The following is a 16,616-nucleotide window of genomic DNA, read 5'->3' on the forward strand; positions in this document are numbered from 1 at the left end:
TCCCACCCTTGTCCGCGTCTTCACATCAGGGGAGGATATTCCACATCGTCGGGAGGTTCGCCATGGTGCAGCTTGAGAAGTTCGAAAAGTACTTGATCGAGGAGTTCTACGATGACTACCGGTCAGGGGAGATGTCGCACAAGACCTTCACCAGGCGGGTGGCGTTCATCATGGGCAGCATGACGGCGGCTGCGGCGGCCATGACGTTGGTGGGCTGTACGCCGCAAGAGGTTCCCCGAACCACGGACCCGATGCCCACGCCGTCGCCCACGTCTTCCGCGGCCTCGCAGGGAACTGCGGCGTCACCTGGGAACGCCACAACTGCAGTTCCCAATGCGAAGAGCCCGTTGTCTGTTCCGGAGGGTGCTGCCGGACTGGTAACTGCCACGGTGACGTTCACCTCGGGCGGGACTGAGATCAGCGGCTACCTTGCCCGGCCGGAGGGAACTCAGAAGGGACCCGCGGTCCTGATCTGCCATGAGAACAGAGGCCTCACACCACACATCCAGGACGTTGCCCGGCGCTTCGCCAAAGAAGGCTACGCGGCGTTGGCACTGGACCTCCTCAGCAGGGAGGGCGGCACGTCGAACATGGACCCTGATGCCGTCCCGGGTGCACTTACTCAGGCAGGCGCACAGCGACACGTAAACGACTTCAAAGCCGCTTTCGAGTTCCTCAACGGCCAGGACTTCGTCGAAGAGGGCCGCATCGCCATGATTGGATTCTGCTTCGGAGGCGGCATCACGTGGCAGGCATCCACAGACATCCCCGCCCTCAAAGCGACGTCGGCTTTCTACGGTCCCGCGCCGGATCTGGCCAAGGTGCCCACCATCAAGCCGGCCGTGTTCGGTGTCTATGCCGAGAACGACGCACGCATCACCGGCGCGATGCCCCAACTCCAGCAGGCCTTGGACGGGACACCGGTCAAGCATGAACTCAAGGTGTACCCGGGCGTTGACCACGCGTTCCACAACGACACCGGCGAACGCTACGTCGAGGCGCAGGCCACAGCAGCATGGAATGACACTCTGGCGTGGTTTAAGGACAACGTCTGACTTACCCCTGCAACCGCGCAGCTTCGGATGCCAACTCCGCTTCCAAAGTCTGGATACTCGGAAGGCTGGCCACCAATTCATCCGGCAGGGAATCCGCGAGGGAGGTCCGCCACTCGGCGATGCCCACGGGAGCGTTGAACCCACGCAGGGCATACTCCGCCACCACGCTGTTCTTTTCTTTGCACAACAACAAACCGATGGTTGGCTTGTCCTCCGGATGCGCCATGAGGTCATCCACGGCCGCCATGTACATACCCAGCTGACCAAGGAATCCAGGTTCGAACTTCACGGCCTTGAGTTCGATCACCATGTAGCAGCGCAGTTTCAGGTGGTAGAACAGCAGGTCTGCGAAGAACTCGTCGCCAGCAATCTCCAGCCGGACCTGCTCGCCAACAAACGCGAAACCCTGCCCCAGCTCCAGTAAGAACTTCTCCACATGTTTCACCAATTGCAGCTCCAGGTCCCGTTCGGTGTGGCGCTCACTCATTGCCAGGAAATCAAAGACGTAGGGATCTTTGGTGGCTTGCTGAGCCATGTCCGAGTCCGCAGGCACCATGGTGGACTTGAAGTTGGTGATCGCCTGTCCTGAGCGCTCGTGCAAGCGGGTTGCGATTTGGTGTGTGAGCACGTTGCGGGACCATCCGTGCTGGGCAGCGGCCGCCGCGTACCAAAGCCGTGTGGCGGCGTCGTCGAGCTTTTCCAAGAGTGCAATCTGGTGATACCAGGGCAATGTTGCAAGCGGCGCTTGCAACATTGGGAAGTCGGGCCACGCCTGCGCGAAGCTCTTCATATACCGCAGGTTCCTGGGGGAGAAGCCCTTCGCTTCGGGGAAACGGGACCGGATGTCCGCAGACAACCGTGTGACCACTTTGGCGCCCCAGCCTTGTTCGGATTCGCGCTCGGCGAGTTGCCGACCAATGCTCCAGTACGAATTCAAAAGCTCAGCGTTGGCGGCTGCCTGCGCTCGTGTCCTGCCTCCACGGATTTCCTGCGCAACAGTATGGAGCAGGGTGGGGTACCAGTCGGGCATGGATGAAGCAGCCGGGACACCCGGAAACGAGGCTTCGGTCGCGAGCTCTTGGGAGGGCATGTGGCTCCTGTCGGTTGCTGTTGGCATCAACTGTTGGCAACAAACTACGAGGAGGCACTGACAAAATAGTGAGGTGAGTGATGCCGGTGAATTCGTGGACTACACGCTGCAGATGGAGTCCACGTGGGAGAGAGCTGAAGAGCTCAATGAACGTCTGGGTGGCCGCCTGAAGGTCTACGGCGCGTCCGTGGGCGCCATAAGGGGAACCGTGAGGGATACGCTCAAGCGGTATAAGAACCTCAGCCACGACGACATCACCGCACTGAGTTCGGAACTGTGGGAAGAGCCGGTCTTTGAGCGTCGCCTCGCAGCTGTGGTTCTGTTGCAGACCAAGGTGAGCATCCTGGTCAACACGGACCTGACCCGAATCGAGGGGTTCATCAGGAACGCCGGCACCAGGGAGTTGGTGGACCCGCTGGCCAAGGATGTGGTGGGACCCCTGCTGGCCCGGCTTGAAGGTTTGGCGAGGGAAAGGGCCGATCGGGTTTTGGAGCGTTGGGCGAGTGATCCCGACCCTGAACTGCAACACGCCGCAGCCCTCGCCGTGGCACCCTAAGCCCTTGATAAGCACCAGCGAGGCGCCTAGCGTTTCCCTCAACACATGCCAGTGGATTGGGAGGCGGGTTGTTTGATGAAATCGCTGTGGTTGGACCGCGAATCCCCGTTCACCTCTGATGCGCTTCCCGACGAAAAGCACCATGACACGATTGTGGTTGGGGCCGGCCTCACAGGAATGGTGACAGCGCTGCTGTTGTCCCGGTCCGGCCAGCGTGTGGTGGTTTTCGAAGCCCGCACGTTGGGGGCTGTGAGTACCGGTAACACCACAGGCAAGCTCAGCCTCCTGCAGGGAGGTGTGCTCTCCGCGCTGCGCAGCCAATACTCCTTGAAGGTGGTCAAGGCGTATGTTGAGGCGAACAAGAGCGGGCAGGCGTGGCTCATGCAATATCTGGAGCAGCAAGGCGTTCCGTTCCAGCGCCGGACTGCGGTCACCTTCGCAACCTCCGACGACGGCGGGCAGCGGCTCCGCAAAGAAGCTGCGGTTTCGCGGGACGCCGGTCTCGACGTCCATTTCAGCCGTGACGCGGGGTTGCCGTTTCGCGTGGTGGAGGCGTTGGAGCTGGAGGGCCAAGCGCAGATCCATCCGATGGAAGTGCTGGACACTCTCGCCAGGGATATCCGGGCACATGGCGGGATCATTGTTGAGGGTGTCCAAGTGCACAATGTGGGCTCGGAACACCCCATGGAAGTCTCCACGTCCAAGGGCGCCTTCACCGCGGATACCGTGGTGCTGGCCACCGGATCACCTATTTTGGACCGCGGGTTGTACTTCACCAAGCTCGAACCTCACCGCTCCTACGCAGCAGCTCTCCGCCCGCACGTTGGCACGGACCTCCCGCAGAGCATGTATCTCTCCATCGATTCCCCCACACGCTCCCAGCGGACCCACCCCACTGCAGAGGGAGACTTGCTCCTGGTGGGTGGCTACGGGCACACCGGTGGCCGGGCGGCATCACCGAAACACCATCTGGACGAACTGCTCGGGTGGGCCAAACAGCACTATCCCGGAGCAGAGGTCACCCACACCTGGTCTGCCCAGGACTACCAGGCCACCAACTTGATGCCCTTCTTTGGCAAGTTGCCCAGGGGACATGGCAGGATCCTGTTCGGCACTGGCTATAACAAGTGGGGGATGAGCAACGGAGTCGCCGTCGCGCTGTCCATTACATCGGACATCCTGGGCGGCCAGTCAGACTGGGCAACCACCATCCATCACAGGGTTACCTCACCGCAAGGCGCCCTCCAAGCTATCCGGCTCAACGCCGGCACGGCCAAACGAATGATTGAGGACAGGGCAAAAGTCAGGAGCAACCCTGAAATCACGGACGAAACCCATCCCGCGGAGGGGACTGGCGTCGTCGGGCTCTACAAGGGTGAACCGGCGGCGGTCTCCACAGTCGACCACAAAGTCTGTATGGTTTCCGCCAGTTGCTCCCACCTGGGCGGCCTGCTGAGCTGGAACGATGCCGAGAAATCCTGGGACTGCCCGCTGCACGGTTCGCGCTTCACTCCAGAGGGCAAGTATCTTGAAGGCCCGGCGACGCATCACCTGCAGAAACCGGGAGGTAAGAAGGACTAACTCAGCCGATCCACACGCCGTTGGGCCTGATCCGCAGCGCGTCGTTGCTGCGCGGCGGTCCGTACTGCCAGCTTCTTTCCGGATTCGGCAGCATCGGCATCCCGGGTGAGGCCAATCAGCTCCGCCTCCAGCGTTGCCAACCGGTTCCTGGCTTCATCAATAGCGGACTTCAGAGTTGTTCGACGATCAGCCAACTCGTTGACCAGCTCCCATGCTTCGGACGCTGCTTCCTCGGCGCTTTGAGCGAGTTTGTCGGCCGCCTCAAAGTCGCTGCGGGCCTCTTCCAATGCAGCCTGTTGCTTGGCGGCCCGACGCTCGGCCAGGGATGTTGCCTCCTCCTTCGGTTCTTTTTTCTTGGTTCCTGATGCTTCCTTGGCAGGCGTCGATGCCTTCCTTGGCGGTTTGATCCCACTCTTTCCAGTGGCCTTCTCTTCGGAGTCAGCAGTGTCATCCGGCCCGGACGCTGCTACGGCACCCGTAAGGTCGACGGACTCAAACCCGCTGCCGCTCAACCCCCGTACCAATCGGCCGGTCGCCACTGCTGCTGCGGCTCCGGCGTCAGCCATCGCCGCCCTCAAGGTCTGCTCGACATCCGCTACTGCTGCCGCGCTCAACGGCGCTCCCAACCCACTCGCCAAGTCCTTGGCGGCGGCAACGGCCGATGTCAGTTGTCCCTGGCGCTGCTGCCCGAGTTCTCGAAAGGCCGCGGCGTCGGCTTCCTCCTGGGCGGTGCGCAGAGAATTGCCAAAACGCACGACGCCGTCAATCACCTCAGGCTTGTGGACGGCCAGCATGTTGATGGCCCAGGCGCCGGCGGTTGGCTTGGGGAAACTGCCAATCTCCTGTGCCAGCTCCTTATCACCGCGGTCCTTGGCCTGACGTGCCAACGCTGTGCGCCCAGACGTGAAGTCCCGGGGCATTACGGCGTAGAGCTCTTGGGCGGCATCGCGGAGATCCATGGACTCATCCTAGGGTTTGACCGGGCCGGCGTTGGGGACCGAGTCCTTGTTCTTTGGATCCTTAGGGTAGCCTAAGTCGAGTGGACCAGATCATGAGTTTGCCCTTCGGTGTCGCCCTCGCGGTGCTCTTCGCCATTGTCATGATCCGCGTCAACGTCACCTACTGGATTGGGCGGGGCGCAGTAGCCGGACTCGCCCACACCCGCTTCGGCGGATCCTTGGAGCGGCCCAAAGCAGCCCGTGCCCAGGCACTGATTCAGCGATGGGGCCCGTACGCCGTCGTACTGTCTTTTTTGACCATTGGCCTCCAGACGGCCATTAACCTCGCAGCCGGTGCCGCCCGCATGCCGCTCCGACGCTACCTTCCCGCCGCCGTAGCAGGTTCTGTCATCTGGGCACTGCTGTACGCAACAATTGGGCTTGCTGCTTTGGAAGCGTGGTTGGCGGTAGCAGCGGCGTCCCCAGTCGGAGCTGCGGTAGGTGTCGCGGCCTTGGCAGCAGTCGTAGTCTGGGTTGTCGTGTTCCGTCGGCGTCGGGCGAGGGCCAAATCAGCGGATACAGTGGTCTGAGTTCTACAGCTGGATCGGCGAAAGGCCTGGGTTGACTACTGCATTACCGGAACTGGCGGACGGCGACTTCTACTACGAATCACTGGGCGAGGGCCGCTACCGGTCCACTATTCACGCCCAGGGTGCGTGGAATCCTCACGAACAACACATGGCTCCCGCCTCGGGCATCATCGCCGATGCCCTGGTCCGTCATGAACCACGCGAAGACGTCCGCCTGGCGCGGATCAGCTACGAGATCCTCGGGCTTATACCTGGTGGTGACTTCCAGGTCACCAGTTCCACCTTGAGGCCGGGAAGAACCATTGAACTCATCCAGGCAGAGCTTTCGGCAGGTGGCCGAGTGGCCATCCGTGCCACCGCCTGGCGAATGATCACCAGTGACACCAGCGCCGTGGCCGCGGTTGAAGACGAGTCTATGCCGGCCCCCGATGAATGTAAGCCGTGGGATGGCGCAAGCGTCTGGCCCGGGGGTTACATCCGGTCCTTGGAGATGCGCATTGGCGAGGGACACCGTCCGGGATCAGGCAAGGTGTGGATCCGGACGTCCCATCCGCTCACGGATCAAAATGACAGTACTGAACTGGCCCGTTTGATGGGCTTGGTTGACACGGCCAATGGGATCGCAGCCCGTGTTCCGCCTGGAGAAAACAGCTATATCTTCCCGAACGTGGACCTACAGATCCATATGTACAGGGCGCCGTCTGGCGAATGGTTGGGCTTGGACAACAAAGTGTCCTTTGGTGCTGACGGCATCGGCCTGACCTCCACCGTTCTCCATGACCTCAACGGACCCTTTGGGCGGGCCGAGCAGATCCTGACCTTGAGGAAAAGCTGATGGGCGTCCCGGAAGCAGGTCCCCGCCAGCTAACGGCGTACCGCCAGAACGAATCCATGGGTGCGGCGGCAGACCTCGATTTCGCCTTGGAGTTGCTTCAGCGTGCCCGTAACGGCAAGCTTGGCCCGTCCCTTCGCCTGTATCGGCCGCAGCCTACCGTTGCTTTCGGTCAGCGCGACGCGAACCTGCCTGGTTTTCAGGCAGCGGAGGAGGCCTGCCGGAAGCTCGGCTTCGAGCCCCTCATACGGAAAGCCGGGGGCCGCGCTGCTGCATATCACCAAGGGACCTTGGTGATCGACCACATCGAACCCCATCCTGACGCGATCGTTCGTGCCAAGGCCCGCTTTTCGGAGTTTGGTGAGCTGCTGGCCGGGGCACTCCGCAGTGTGGGTGTTCATGCCGCCGTCGGTGAGATTCCTGGGGAGTATTGTCCTGGGGAGTTCAGCGTTCATGGCGAAGACCCCGATTTCCCTGCGCACCGCATCAAGCTCATCGGCACTGCCCAGCGCGTCGTTTCCGGAGGCTGGCTTTTCAGTTCCGTGATTGTGGTGGAAGATTCCAAACCCATCCGCGAGGTGCTGGCAGCGAGTTACTCGGCGCTCGGCTTGGACTGGGATCCTGCCACGGCCGGGGCAGCCAATGACCTGCTCCCGCATCTGGATGTCCAGACTGTGGAGGACGCCGTGATTGAGGCTTACCGCGGGTACGCGGACGTCGTTGACGGCGACTTCCGCAGTCTGATGGGGTAAGGGGCAAACCCCACCAGACTGCAGAGGTACCTCGGGTGTGTCAGTGCCCGCGGGCGATCCATTCATCCAGGTGCGGCTTCTCAGCGCCGATGGTGGTGGAATCACCGTGCCCTGTGAGGACCACGGTTTCCTCCGGCAAGGCGAGCAGCTTGGTCCGGATGGACTTGATGATCGTTGGGAAATCACTGTAGGAGCGTCCAGTCGCGCCGGGTCCGCCCTGGAAAAGCGTGTCTCCACTGAAGAGTGTTTCATCGCCGGCCAGGTGGAATGACACGGACCCGGGCGAGTGTCCGGGAGTGTGGATCGCTTTCAACGTTGCGCCGGCAACAGTGAACTCGTCGCCGTCCACGATCGCCACATCCGGATCGACGTCGGGGAACACTGCCTTCCACAACATCCAGTCTTCCTGGTGCAGGTGGATGGGTGCTGTGACGAGCTCCCGAAACGCGCCAGCGGAACTGATGTGGTCATCATGGCCGTGCGTCAGCAAGATGGCTTTGACGGTTCGGCCGCCCACGGCCTGGCGAATTGCTTCGGGGTTGTGGGCGGGGTCGATGACGATGCATTCAGAGTCGTCGCCGATGATCCAGACGTTGTTGTCCACGTCCCAGGTTCCGCCGTCGAGGGAGAACGTCCCGGAGGTGACAACGCGATCGATGGTGACGTTTCCGGTGCTCACAGCTCAACCACCGATCGGAGGACTGCGCCATCGTGCATCTTGTCGAACGCTTCTTCCACCTGGTTGATGGTGATGCGCTCCGTGACGAAGGCGTCCAGGTCCAGCTTGCCCTGCTTGTACAGGTCCACCAGCATGGGGAAGTCCCGGGAAGGCAGGCAGTCGCCGTACCAGGATGACTTGAGTGATCCGCCGCGGCCGAAAACATCCAGCAGCGGCAGTTCCAAGGTCATCTCCGGCGTGGGGACACCAACCAGGACAACGGTGCCTGCGAGGTCGCGGGCGTAGAACGCCTGCTTATAGGTTTCGGGACGTCCGACGGCGTCAATCACCACGTCTGCGCCGAAGCCACCTGTCAGAGCCCTGATTTCTTCAATGGGGTCGCTTGCGGATGAATCCACGGTGTGTGTTGCGCCGAGTTCCTTGGCGCGCTCGAGCTTCTTGGCGTCGATGTCCACGGCGATGATGGTGGTGGCGCCTGCGAGCGCGGCGCCGGCGATGGCTGCTACGCCCACTCCGCCGCAGCCGATCACGGCTACGGAGTCGCCCCGCTTGACGTTGCCGGTGTTGAGCGCGGCGCCCAGACCTGCCATGACGCCGCAGCCGAGGAGCCCTACCGCGGCGGCATCGGCGTCGGGGTCTACCTTGGTGCATTGCCCGGCGGCGACCAGGGTCTTTTCGATGAACGCGCCGATGCCGAGGGCCGGTGAGAGTTCCGTGCCGTCTTCGAGTGTCATCTTTTGGGTGGCGTTGTGGGTGTTGAAGCAGTACTGGGCCTGGCCGCGGTTACAGGCCCGGCAGTTGCCGCAGACTGCGCGCCAGTTGAGGACCACGCGGTCGCCCGGGGCTACGTCGGTGACATCGGGGCCGACTGCGCTGACGACGCCGGTGGCTTCATGGCCAAGGAGGAAGGGGAAATCGTCGCTGATGCCGCCGAGTTTGTAGTGGAGGTCGGTGTGGCAGACGCCGCTGGTGAGAATGTCCACCAAGGCTTCGCCGGGGCCGGGCTCGGGAACCAGAATGGTTTCTAGTGTTGCGGGCGCGCCTTTGGAGCGGACGACGACACCTTTGACTGCGTGGACCATGGAGATGTTCCCTTCGGGCTAACGGGGGAGCGGGTCCTGCTTTAAAGCAAAAGGGGCCCGCTACGGATTCCCATTCTGTCTATCACAGGTGGCAGACAGAGTGGGATTATTCCGTGCGGGCCCAACAGCATGGCCGCGGCTGTTTATGCGGCGAGGCGACTCTCAACCTCGGAAGCGGACGGGTTGGTGGCCGCGGTTCCGTCAGGGAAAAGCACGGTGGGGACGGTGCGGTTGCCTCCGTTGAGCTGCTCGACGAGTTCGGCAGTGCCATCTACTTCTTCGATGTTGATCTCGGTGTAGCCGATGCCCTTGGCGTCCAGCTGCTTCTTCAGGCGGTTGCAGTAACCGCACCAGGTGGTCGAGAACATGGTGATGGTGCCGGAGTCGGGAGTGAAGTCCACAGAGCTCTCCTCGGTTGTGGTTCGTTGTGCACTGGATGTTTCGTTGGTATCAACGGTAACCCGCGTCCGAATAATTCCCGTTCAGACGCGAAGCAGGGTTACGTCACATGCCTGTGCTGGTGCGTTCTGCGAGGAAAGGGCAGACTGTTGCCATGTGTGGACGTTATGTGATGGCCCGTGCGGTGGGGGATCTGCTCGCCGATTTTGACGCCGAACTCGAGAAGGAAATTGCCCTGGAGAAGTCCTGGAATGTGGCTCCGACTGATGCCGTTCCCATCGTGTTGGAGAGGCTGATTGACGAGGACGTGAAACGGCAGCTCCATGTGGCGAAGTGGGGGCTGGTGCCCTCGTGGGCGAAGGATCCCAAGGGCGGTGCCCGGCTGATCAACGCTCGAAGCGAGACGCTGTTGGAGAAGCCTTCCTTCAAGAAGGCCGCGGTGGCCAGGCGCTGCGCGGTTCCTGCTGATGGTTATTACGAATGGAAGAAGGGCGAGGGCAAGAACAAGCAGCCGTATTACGTGCACCCGGGAGACGGCCAAGGCTTGGTCTTCGCAGGCTTGTACGAGTGGTGGCGTGACCAGTCAGCTTCTGATGATGACCCTGCCCGTTGGTTGTTGTCCATGTCCATCCTGACCGCGGACACTCCTACGGCCGAGTCGGCCAGGTCCCGGCGCAGCGCTTCAGTTTTTGATGAACTGACCGCCCTCCATGACCGTGTTCCTTTGCCTATGAGCACAGAGACAATGGAAGCCTGGTTGGATCCGCGCGAGAAGGACGCCGAAGGGCTGGTGGAGCTGGTCCGCTCCAGGGCACACGATGCCGCAGCTGCGTGGACACTGGACCCGGTGGGTGCCGCGGTGGGAAATGTCCGGAACAATTCACCGGAACTCATTGAGCCGGTGGAAGGCCTCTTCTAGAGCTCATAACTCAGAACTCAGAACTCAGAGCTCAGAACTTAGAGCGCCTCGGTGACCGGTACTCCGGACTGGAACTCCCGGCCGTCCGCTTCGCTGAAGCCCGTCATGACGTGACCTTTGCTCAGCCCATGGATGGCCGACATGGGAAAGTTCCCCGTGATGACGTTGCCCGAGTGCTCCACACCCTTGATGTCATAGTTTTCCTCGGCACTGAGGGAGTGGTTGAAGGAGTAGAACGAGATCGCCTCGCCGTTCATGAATTCGATGCCGAGCCTGCGTTGTGAGGAATAGTCCTCGCTGGCAGCAACAAGGCCCACGACGTAAGCGCCGGAGCCTGGTATGTTGCCGTCGATTTCGAACCTTGCCACAAGGTTGTCTTCTTCGGCGGAGATGTTGACCTGCTTCAGGAGTGCGTCATTGGTGCTCATTCCACAATCCTGCTCTGTGGACAGGCTGCCGTCCACCCCTTGACTTTCAGCCCTCCAAGAGGCGCAGGATGGTGCGTGCCACTGCGGCGGTGTCAATGTCCTGCCCTTTCCTGGCTGTCAGCAGGTGGAGGGCCAGGCCGTCACTGTAGTCGGAGATTGCTTCCGCCCGGCTGCGTGCTTCAGCTATGCCCATCGACTCGAGCAGTTGCGCCAGGGCCTGTACCAGCCGCTCGTGCCCGGCAGCGACCACTTCGGGTTGGTCGAGGGCGAAAACGAACCGGGCCCGGGTGAGTTCGGCGTTTTCCCGCGCGAGTCCCATGACCGCTCCGGCGATCTGCTCCGCCAACGTCACTACCGACGTCGGGATGTTCGTTCCGCCTTGCTGCAGCAGGAGGCGGTCACGTTCTTCAACGCGGTCGACGGCGGCGCCCATCAGCGCGGCACGGTTGCGGAAATAGTTCGAGGTAGTTCCGACGGCGACGCCGGCTTGGGCGTCGACGGCCCGGTGGGTGAGCCCCTTGAGGCCCTTGGCGGAGACGACGGCGAGCGCGGCATCGGCAAGTTGAGTGCGTCGGTCTGGCATGGCGAAAGTCTAGCTTCACCCCCTATCACCACTACAAATGTAGTAGTACAGTGTGCTCATGGAAAGAGTGGACATCATTGGTGGAGGAATTGCCGGACTGGCGCTCGCTGGGAGGCTGGACCCGGGCAGGTTTGACGTCACCGTGTATGAGCAACGCCCCGAACTCCCGGCAGTCGGGACAACTCTGGCCATGTGGCCGGCTGCCCAAAGGGCCTTGGCCGAGCTGGGGATCCTGGGGGCCGTGAGGAGTCGTGGGTCCATCATCAAGGCCGGCGCCCTCCGCAGCCCCTCCGGGGATCCCATGCTCTCCATGGAGGGAGAGGGGCTGGTTGGGGTGTCCCGGCCCGAACTGCTGAGGCTGCTGGATTCCGCAGTTCCGGACACGGTGTCCAGGGAGACCGGGCGGGTGGACCGCCTACCGTCCGGCGCCTGGCTGACTGTAGGTGCGGATGGGGTCAAGAGTATTGTCCGACGCGACTTCTGGGGCCAGCGGAGTGCCGCCAGGCCTACCCCATTCCTTGCTGTCCGCGGAGTCATTCCCGGAACCCCGTCCGCTGAAGACGTTGGCGAGTACTGGGGGAGGGGCGAGATTTTTGGCTTGGCACCCGCGGGTGATGGAACCAACTGGTATGCCTCCTTCAGGTCTTCCCTTGGTCCGGACAGGGTTGATGTTGCAGAAGCACTTGAGGTGGCACGGACGCGTTATGCGCAGTACTCTCCAGCTGTTCGGAGTGTTCTTTCCACTGCAACTCCGGGCAATTCGCTGGCCCAGAGGATCTGGACTGCACCTCCCCTTAGGCGCTATGCGCAGGGCAACGTGGTGTTACTCGGGGACGCCGCACACGCCATGACCCCCAATCTCGGCCGGGGTGCCTGCGAAGCCCTGATCGATGCTGTGAACCTGGGCAAGCTGTTGAACGAGCAGCCCTTGAAGGAAGCTCTCGCAGCCTATAACCGGGAGCGGGTGTTGCGCACCCAACTCCTCCGGGTTGCTTCTTCGCTCATGGGTGGCGTCGCCCTCGCCCAGGGTGCACAACCGTTTCGCGATGCACTGGTGAAACAGGCGGGCAAGCGTTCCAAGCGGACCGACGCTCGGAGCGGTATGTAGGGGACCGTGGGCCGGCGACGACTTGAACCATGGATAGGTTTTGCCCGGATCGCGGCGTAAACTGAATTATTCGAACATACTTTCGAATAGTTTCCGCGTGAAGAGGTGAAGAGATGGGGCTGTTCAGTGAATCAGTAAGTGTGAGCTGCACAGACACCGGCCAGCCGCTGGAAGTCCAATGGAAAGGCACGCAGTACACAGTCACCAACGAACCTGTGCGCTGGTATGAACGACGCCAATGGTGGCTTGAAGAAAGCCGCGCACCCCTGGGAAGCGGAGCCGGCCTGGTTGACCACGAGATCTGGCGGGTACAACTGCAGCCCTCCTCCGCTGAACCGGAAACCAGCCACTCCATCACCCTCGATCTGGTCCGGCACCTGGGCAGCGGACGGTGGAGACTCCTGCGCATCCACGACGCCGCACCAGCACGTGCAGTAGAACCCGACGAAGCAGCGTGAAACCTTGAGCTTCACCCATCTGCACGTCTCCACAGCCTTCAGCGCACACTACGGCGTCTCCTGGCCCGAAGAACTCGCCCAAGCCGCCGCAGCAGACGGCGCCACGGCGCTCGCCTGCACAGACCGTGACGGCCTGTACGGCACCATCAAACACCTCAAAGCCTGCATGGAAGCAAACATCGACCCCATCGTGGGTGTTGACCTTTCAGTCTTCGACGACGACGGCGACCACCGCACCCAAGTCGCGGGCCGCGTCGTCGTCCTCGCCCACGGCAACAACAACGGTGCAGGCTACAAGGCACTCTGCCGCCTGGTCTCCGACGCACACGCAAGAACCTCAGGAAAAGCCGGGGGAACGGTCCCCGTGGCAGTAACCAGGGGAGAGCTGGCATCAAGAACCCTTGATCCCGCAACCCTCAAGCCAGTGCTGACCGTACTGATCGGACCCGACTCTGATGTTGGCCAAGCCATGGGTGGACGTAAATACCTCCGGCCCAGAACCCTTTTCAAGCAATGGATCGACGCCATGCCACCGGGAACCATCGTGGCCGAAGCAGTTTCCCACCTCAGCGCACCCGGAGAATCACTGAGTACCGCCCAGGCAGTACGAATGCTCAAGCTTGCGCTGGAACACAACATCCCCGCCATTCTCAGCAACGCCGTCCGCTACTGCGCCCAAGACGGAGCTGCAACCGCCGACGTCCTCGACTCCGCACGCACCCTCAAATCCCTACCAGAACTCTCAGCCGCACCCATGCTCCAACCGACGGGGCAGGGCTGGCTGAAAAACGCACACCACATGCTCCAACTCGGCAAAGAAATCATGAACGCGGCAGGCCAGGGGAAAGCCGACCTCAACAAACTTCTCGCCAACACAGAGGCGCTCGCCGACAAATGCCGCATCGATCCCATCCTGGACATGGGATGGAAGAAACCAGTAGTCCCGGAAGCCTCCATCATCGGCATCGACCGTGACCCCATGGTGGAACTCACCCAGCGCTGCGAAGCCGGAATCACCAAAAGGTTCCCCGGCATCAACGGGGAAACTGAGAAACGGGTGCGCTCGCGGTTGGTGCATGAGCTCGGGATCATAGCCAAACTGGGTTTTGCTTCCTACTTCCTCACGGTGGCTGAGGTGTCCAGGATGATCCTTGATATGGGTGTCAGGGTTGCTGCCAGGGGGTCCGGCGCTTCCAGCCTGGTCAACTACCTGATCGACATCAGCCAGGTTGATCCCATCAGCCATGACCTCATTTTTGAACGGTTCCTTTCGGGACGCCGGTCAACCCTTCCTGACATTGATATCGACGTTGAAAGTGCCGAAAGGCACAACGTCTACCGCCGGATCTTTGATCGATTCGGCGCCGAGCGGGTCACCCTCATGAGCATGCAAAACGGTTACCGGGCGCGGGGTGCAGTCCGTGACGCAGGGATGGCCCTGGGCATGCCGGACGAAGAGGTCGGTGAAATCGCCAAGCAACTGTGGAGATTCTCTGCCCGCAAGTTCCGGGAAGCGCTGGTGGAGAAGCCTGAGCTTCGGAATTTTGCCGGGCGGGTGGAGCAAGGTGCGTTGGAGGAGAACCAGCAGTTGGACTTGTTGGTGGATCTTACCGAAAGGCTGGATCGCCTGCCCCGGCATATCTCCATGCATCCTTGCGGCGTGATTTTGGGAGATGCCACGCTCCTGGATCGAACTCCCGTCCAGCCCAGCGGGTTGGGTCTGCCCATGAGTCAATTCGATAAACATGACATGGACCCCATGGGGATGCTCAAACTCGATGTCCTGGGGGTGCGGATGCAAAGCGCCATGGCATTTGCTGTGCGTGAGGTCATTCGCTTGCACCCCTCGAAGGCAGAAGTTGTGGCGGCGGGCAGGCATCAGGTGGAGCCGGGTGGCTCCGGACCGGACTTCATTGCCGACGACGGGAGGATCGACCTCAACGCTGTACCGTTCGACGACGAGCCCACCTATGAGTTGATCCGCAGCACCCACACACTTGGCTGTTTCCAGATCGAATCACCCGGCCAACGGGAGCTCATTGGAAAGATGGCACCCAGGGAATTCAACGACCTCATCATCGACATCTCCCTGTTCCGTCCAGGGCCCATGAAATCGGACATGGTCCGTCCTTTCCTGGAACACAGGCATGGGTTCGCACCGGAGGTCTACCCCCACCCGGACCTGAAGCCTGTGCTGCAGGAGACCCATGGGGTCACGGTCTTCCATGAGCAGATCCTGAAGACCTTTAATGTCATGACCGGCTGTGGCTTGGATAGGGCGGATGAGTTCCGTCGTGCCTTGGGTGATGAAGTGCACGAGCCTGAAGTGGAGAGGCAATTCCGCCGCGACGCGATCAAGAAATACTCTCCAGAGGTTGTGGACAAGGTCTGGGGCACCTTGAAAGCATTTGGCAGCTTTGGGTTTTGCAAAGCCCATGGAGCCGCCTTTGCCGTGCCCACCTATCAATCGGCCTGGCTGAAAACCCACCATCCGGAAGCCTTTCTTGCCGGGCTCTGGGAACACGATCCCGGGATGTATCCCAAACGACTGTTGGTGGCTGAAGCCCGAAGGCTCGGAATCCCCATCCTGCCCCTGGACATCAACCGGAGCCATGCCGAATACCGGGTTGAAAAGATCCAGGACGGGCCTGATCGAGGCAAGCTTGGCATCCGGCTGAGCCTCACTGGGATCTATGGGCTTTCGGGGGCAGAACTCAAGAGAATTGTGGCAGGGCAACCCTTCGATTCCTTGGCTGACCTCCGGGCGCGGGCGAGAGTCAGCAAACCGAACATCAAAAGGCTTGCTCAACTGGGCGCCTTTGATTCCCTGCACAAAGATTCCGGAGGGAAAGCGAACCGGGCAGACCTCGTGCAACACCTGCAGGCGCTCCAAAGCAGCCCTGCAAGGAAGCCCACGGATGTCATCGAGGGACAGTTGTCGTTCGCTCTGGGTGATGTGGAGCTACGGAATCTGGCTCCTGAACTTCCCGAACCATCCATGGTGGAGAACGTCAGGGCCGAGCTTGACCTCATGGCCGTGGATGTCAGCCAGCACCTCATGGACAGCCACCGGCCACTCCTGGACAAGCTGGGGGTCACCACGGCTGACAAGCTCCTGGGCTTACGCAACGGGACCGAAGTCCTGGTGGCTGGAGTTCGGATCGCAACCCAAACCCCGCCCATGCGTGGGGGAAGACGTGTGGTCTTCATCAGCATCGACGACGGCACCGGTTGTGTGGACTCTGTGTTTTTCCACGAGGCCCAGGAAGAATCCGGACCCTTGCTGTTTGGTACCCGGATGCTGCTGATCCGTGGAACCACCAGGAGAACAGGCCCCAAGGGAATCAGCCTGAGTGCCAACAAAGCGTGGGACCTTAGCCGTCCGGAAACGCTGCCCTACACAGAACTCCTCCCGGCCGGAGGTGTCCTTCCTGATGAATTTACTCATCAAGGCCCCCTTCACGGCATCTCCAGGAACCTCGCCATCACCGGTTTGGGCAGCTGAATCCAGCGTCGGCGCGCTGCTTTGGCCGCCTTCGCTGAAGCAGATACGATTGACGGTGGCT

Annotated in this window: 17 protein-coding genes; 10 read left to right on the forward strand and 7 right to left on the reverse strand. The window is 61.4% G+C overall.

Annotated features, from left to right (window positions below; all coding sequences use genetic code 11):
• Positions 1–62 precede the first annotated feature (62 nt).
• On the forward strand, positions 63–1,055 hold the full coding sequence (locus ACIQH5_RS00505) for a dienelactone hydrolase family protein (RefSeq protein WP_400399349.1): 993 nt from the start codon (positions 63–65) through the stop codon (positions 1,053–1,055).
• A gap of 1 nt (position 1,056) precedes the next feature.
• On the opposite strand, the gene ACIQH5_RS00510 is transcribed toward ACIQH5_RS00505, so the two are convergent.
• Positions 1,057–2,145 carry a YhcG family protein gene (locus tag ACIQH5_RS00510; protein WP_400399351.1) on the reverse strand — a complete coding sequence of 363 codons (1,089 nt, stop codon included), beginning with the start codon at positions 2,143–2,145 and terminating at the stop codon, positions 1,057–1,059.
• Positions 2,146–2,218: 73 nt separating this feature from the next.
• Here ACIQH5_RS00510 and ACIQH5_RS00515 point away from each other — a divergent pair, with 73 nt between their 5' ends.
• Together ACIQH5_RS00515 and ACIQH5_RS00520 are read left to right on the forward strand one after the other, a co-directional pair.
• Positions 2,219–2,701: a DNA alkylation repair protein gene (locus ACIQH5_RS00515; protein ID WP_400399353.1), complete on the forward strand. Its 483-nt coding sequence runs from the start codon at positions 2,219–2,221 to the stop codon at positions 2,699–2,701.
• A gap of 75 nt (positions 2,702–2,776) precedes the next feature.
• Positions 2,777–4,282 (forward strand): FAD-dependent oxidoreductase, encoded by a 1,506-nt coding sequence (locus ACIQH5_RS00520; RefSeq protein WP_400399355.1) that lies wholly within the window; start codon positions 2,777–2,779, stop codon positions 4,280–4,282.
• Here the strand turns inward: ACIQH5_RS00520 and ACIQH5_RS00525 are convergent.
• Positions 4,279–5,241 (reverse strand): hypothetical protein, encoded by a 963-nt coding sequence (locus ACIQH5_RS00525; protein WP_400399357.1) that lies wholly within the window; start codon positions 5,239–5,241, stop codon positions 4,279–4,281. The genes ACIQH5_RS00520 and ACIQH5_RS00525 overlap by 4 nt on opposite strands.
• An 80-nt stretch (positions 5,242–5,321) precedes the next feature.
• On the opposite strand from ACIQH5_RS00525, the gene ACIQH5_RS00530 reads away from it, so the two are divergent.
• From ACIQH5_RS00530 to ACIQH5_RS00540, 3 genes are read left to right on the forward strand one after another with little or no spacing between them, the layout of a single operon-like run.
• Positions 5,322–5,810 carry a DedA family protein gene (locus ACIQH5_RS00530; RefSeq protein WP_400399359.1) on the forward strand — a complete coding sequence of 163 codons (489 nt, stop codon included), beginning with the start codon at positions 5,322–5,324 and terminating at the stop codon, positions 5,808–5,810.
• Between the two features lie 31 nt (positions 5,811–5,841).
• Entirely contained in the window at positions 5,842–6,645 is an 804-nt protein-coding gene (locus ACIQH5_RS00535) for a thioesterase family protein (protein WP_400399360.1), read from the forward strand.
• Positions 6,645–7,394, forward strand: coding sequence for a biotin/lipoate A/B protein ligase family protein (locus ACIQH5_RS00540; protein ID WP_400399362.1), 750 nt, complete (start codon positions 6,645–6,647; stop codon positions 7,392–7,394). The genes ACIQH5_RS00535 and ACIQH5_RS00540 overlap by 1 nt, the downstream gene beginning before the upstream one ends.
• A 40-nt stretch (positions 7,395–7,434) precedes the next feature.
• Here ACIQH5_RS00540 and ACIQH5_RS00545 read toward each other — a convergent pair whose 3' ends face one another.
• The 3 genes from ACIQH5_RS00545 to ACIQH5_RS00555 form a co-directional block, all read right to left on the reverse strand.
• Complete coding sequence (locus ACIQH5_RS00545; RefSeq protein WP_400399364.1) at positions 7,435–8,073, reverse strand: MBL fold metallo-hydrolase; 639 nt, start codon at positions 8,071–8,073, stop codon at positions 7,435–7,437.
• Positions 8,070–9,155 (reverse strand): S-(hydroxymethyl)mycothiol dehydrogenase, encoded by a 1,086-nt coding sequence (locus ACIQH5_RS00550; RefSeq protein ID WP_400399366.1) that lies wholly within the window; start codon positions 9,153–9,155, stop codon positions 8,070–8,072. The genes ACIQH5_RS00545 and ACIQH5_RS00550 overlap by 4 nt, the downstream gene beginning before the upstream one ends.
• 143 nt (positions 9,156–9,298) lie before the next feature.
• Positions 9,299–9,556: a mycoredoxin gene (locus ACIQH5_RS00555; RefSeq protein ID WP_018777778.1), complete on the reverse strand. Its 258-nt coding sequence runs from the start codon at positions 9,554–9,556 to the stop codon at positions 9,299–9,301.
• A 170-nt stretch (positions 9,557–9,726) separates the two neighbouring features.
• Between ACIQH5_RS00555 and ACIQH5_RS00560 the strand changes: the two genes are divergently transcribed.
• Positions 9,727–10,473: an SOS response-associated peptidase gene (locus ACIQH5_RS00560; RefSeq protein WP_400400222.1), complete on the forward strand. Its 747-nt coding sequence runs from the start codon at positions 9,727–9,729 to the stop codon at positions 10,471–10,473.
• A 38-nt stretch (positions 10,474–10,511) separates the two neighbouring features.
• Here the strand turns inward: ACIQH5_RS00560 and ACIQH5_RS00565 are convergent, their stop codons facing one another.
• Together ACIQH5_RS00565 and ACIQH5_RS00570 are read right to left on the reverse strand one after the other, a co-directional pair.
• Positions 10,512–10,901: a hypothetical protein gene (locus ACIQH5_RS00565; RefSeq protein ID WP_024816866.1), complete on the reverse strand. Its 390-nt coding sequence runs from the start codon at positions 10,899–10,901 to the stop codon at positions 10,512–10,514.
• A gap of 46 nt (positions 10,902–10,947) precedes the next feature.
• Positions 10,948–11,484 carry a TetR/AcrR family transcriptional regulator gene (locus ACIQH5_RS00570; protein WP_400399369.1) on the reverse strand — a complete coding sequence of 179 codons (537 nt, stop codon included), beginning with the start codon at positions 11,482–11,484 and terminating at the stop codon, positions 10,948–10,950.
• Positions 11,485–11,536: 52 nt separating this feature from the next.
• Here ACIQH5_RS00570 and ACIQH5_RS00575 point away from each other — a divergent pair, with 52 nt between their 5' ends.
• The 3 genes from ACIQH5_RS00575 to ACIQH5_RS00585 all read left to right on the forward strand — a co-directional run bounded on the left by ACIQH5_RS00575 (position 11,537) and on the right by ACIQH5_RS00585 (position 16,555).
• Positions 11,537–12,592 (forward strand): FAD-dependent monooxygenase, encoded by a 1,056-nt coding sequence (locus ACIQH5_RS00575; protein ID WP_400399371.1) that lies wholly within the window; start codon positions 11,537–11,539, stop codon positions 12,590–12,592.
• Positions 12,593–12,705: 113 nt separating this feature from the next.
• Positions 12,706–13,050 carry a DUF6504 family protein gene (locus ACIQH5_RS00580; RefSeq protein ID WP_400399373.1) on the forward strand — a complete coding sequence of 115 codons (345 nt, stop codon included), beginning with the start codon at positions 12,706–12,708 and terminating at the stop codon, positions 13,048–13,050.
• Positions 13,051–13,054: 4 nt separating this feature from the next.
• On the forward strand, positions 13,055–16,555 hold the full coding sequence (locus ACIQH5_RS00585) for a DNA polymerase III subunit alpha (RefSeq protein WP_400399375.1): 3,501 nt from the start codon (positions 13,055–13,057) through the stop codon (positions 16,553–16,555).
• Positions 16,556–16,616 lie beyond the last annotated feature (61 nt).

Source organism: Paenarthrobacter sp. NPDC091711, assembly GCF_044756605.1.
GTDB lineage: Bacteria > Actinomycetota > Actinomycetes > Actinomycetales > Micrococcaceae > Arthrobacter.